Raw genomic sequence first — 2,131 nt, 5'->3', positions numbered from 1 at the left:
TGATCAACGATAATTAGAATTGCCGGCGCATTGCCTCACGTTAGATGTAACCTTGACAAGATCGTTGCCTCACGAATAATGTCACCCAACGCAATTGAACCTAGAGAGCGTAGGGTGTCTCGTGAGGTCCCTGATGAGCTATCGAGCGAAACGTGAATTGTTGGCGCAAACGGCGCCGCGCTACCAGGAGGCTGGCCATCAGCAGAAGTCGGTCATCCTCAACGAGTTTGTCGCTGCCACGGGCTATGCCCGCAAGTACGCCATCCGGTTGCTGACCAGCCCGGTCGTCGCCCCTCGTCCCGCGATCACCCGCTCGCGGGAGCGACGCTATGGGCCGGAGGTGCAGGCCGCGCTCCGGCTCGCCTGGGAGGCAACCAACTGCATCTGTGCCAAACGCCTCGTGCCCTTCCTCCCCGAGCTGGTGCCGGTTCTTGAGCGGCACGGCCATCTGACGTTGGCCGACGAGGTGCGGACGCAACTCCTTGCCATCAGCCCGGCTCCCGCTGACCGGGTGCTCAGCCCGATCCGCCGTGACCCGGCCCTGCGCGGGATCAGCACCACCAGGGCAGGCACCCTCTTGAAGCATCAGATCCCGGTGCGCACCTGTACCGACTGGGATGATGCCCAGCCCGGCTTCTTCGAGATCGACCTGGTTGCGCACTGTGGCGGCAACGCCGAGGGTGCCTACCTGTACACGCTGGTGCTCACCGATGTTGCCACTGGCTGGACCGAATGCCTGCCACTCCTCAATAAGGGCCAGCATGGCGTCGTCCAGGCCATGACCCAGGTGCGACAGCTCGTGCCGATGCCCCTAGTCGGCATCGATAGCGACAACGGCAAGGAGTTCCTCAACAACGAACTGCTGGACTACTGCGAGCGAGAGGGTATCACGTTTACGCGCGGACGGGCCTACAAGAAGAACGACCAGTGCTTTGTCGAGCAGAAAAACGGCGCGATTGTCCGCCACTTCATCGGCTACGACCGTTACGAGGGCGAGCGCGCCTACCGCCAACTCACCGAAGTCTACCGGGCGCTGCGGCTCTACGTAAACTTCTTCCAGCCCTCGATGAAGCTGAAGGAGAAGACGCGCGACGGCAGTCACGTTCAGCGACGGTACGACGCCGCCCAGACGCCGTTCCAGCGGCTCCTCACTGCTGAGGTCGTGTCGGACGAGCAGCAGGCCCGCCTCGCGGCCCTGTTTGCGGGGCTCGACCCCGTGCGCTTGCTCCGGCAGCTCGACCGTCTCCAGGACGCGTTGTGGCAACTGGCGGTCGTGCCACGCGCAAGCGAGCCAGTCCACGCGCCGACCACGGCACCCGTGGCGTTCCACGGCGCAGCGTGTGGGTTCGGGGAGTCGGTGGGTACTGGTGCAGCGGATCTGGAGCCTCCCGCAGCAGAGGGTGGCGCGCCGGCCCGCCAGAAGCGGAAGTATCGCCAGACGAAGCCAGATCCGGTGCCCCACACCTGGCGCACCCGGCCCGACCCGTTCGCCGACGTCAGCACGACTATCGCCGAGCGTCTGGAGGCCAATCCCGAACTGAGTGCCAAGCAGCTGTTCCGGGAGCTTCAAGCTGACCATCCAGGCCGGTTCCCTGACGTGCAGCTCCGGACGCTCCAGCGCCGGGTGGCGGAATGGCGGGCAAAGGCGATCCTGACGTTCCACGATCAGTGGCTGGCCGAAGACCGGCTCCAGACTCCACCTGATCTCCGCGGGATGGTGGATGAACCGGCTGATGCGGGCACGCCGGAGGTCGCTCATGCAGCCGACTGAGCGGTGTCAGCAGAGGGACGCCAACTGCCGGAGGGCCAACGCGGCAGGTCGCACCAGCCTACCACGCCGCTCAAGGCCAAGCCGAGCGCGCGATGGGCCACCTGATGGAGGCGCTTCGCGCAGCGGTCAATTTGGCCCCCGCGCGGCCTTGACCTGGCGTGGTCGGGTGCTCCTGACCGCCGCGCAGCCCCCACCCGGCTCGCGCACCCGGCCAGGCGGCGCAACAACGTGGTAAGATCTTTCGTGAGTATGGTAAGATCTTTCGTGAGTGTGGTACGATCTTTCGTGAGGCAACGAGCCCGACAAAGTAAGATTCTCTCGTGAGGCAGAACGGGCGGCAAATCTAGTTGACATTTAACA

Annotated in this window: 1 protein-coding gene; it reads left to right on the top strand. The window is 64.5% G+C overall.

Annotated features, from left to right (window positions below; translation table 11 throughout):
* Window positions 1-133 precede the first annotated feature (133 nt).
* Window positions 134-1,771, top strand: coding sequence for an integrase catalytic domain-containing protein (locus tag A9Q02_RS22970; RefSeq protein WP_097655416.1), 1,638 nt, complete (start codon window positions 134-136; stop codon window positions 1,769-1,771).
* The last annotated feature ends 360 nt before the right edge of the window (window positions 1,772-2,131 follow it).

Origin of the sequence: Candidatus Chloroploca asiatica (assembly GCF_002532075.1) — a bacterium.
Lineage (GTDB): Bacteria > Chloroflexota > Chloroflexia > Chloroflexales > Chloroflexaceae > Chloroploca > Chloroploca asiatica.
The sequence above is the reverse complement of the archived record's forward strand: the minus strand, read 5'-3'. Positions and strand labels throughout refer to the sequence as shown.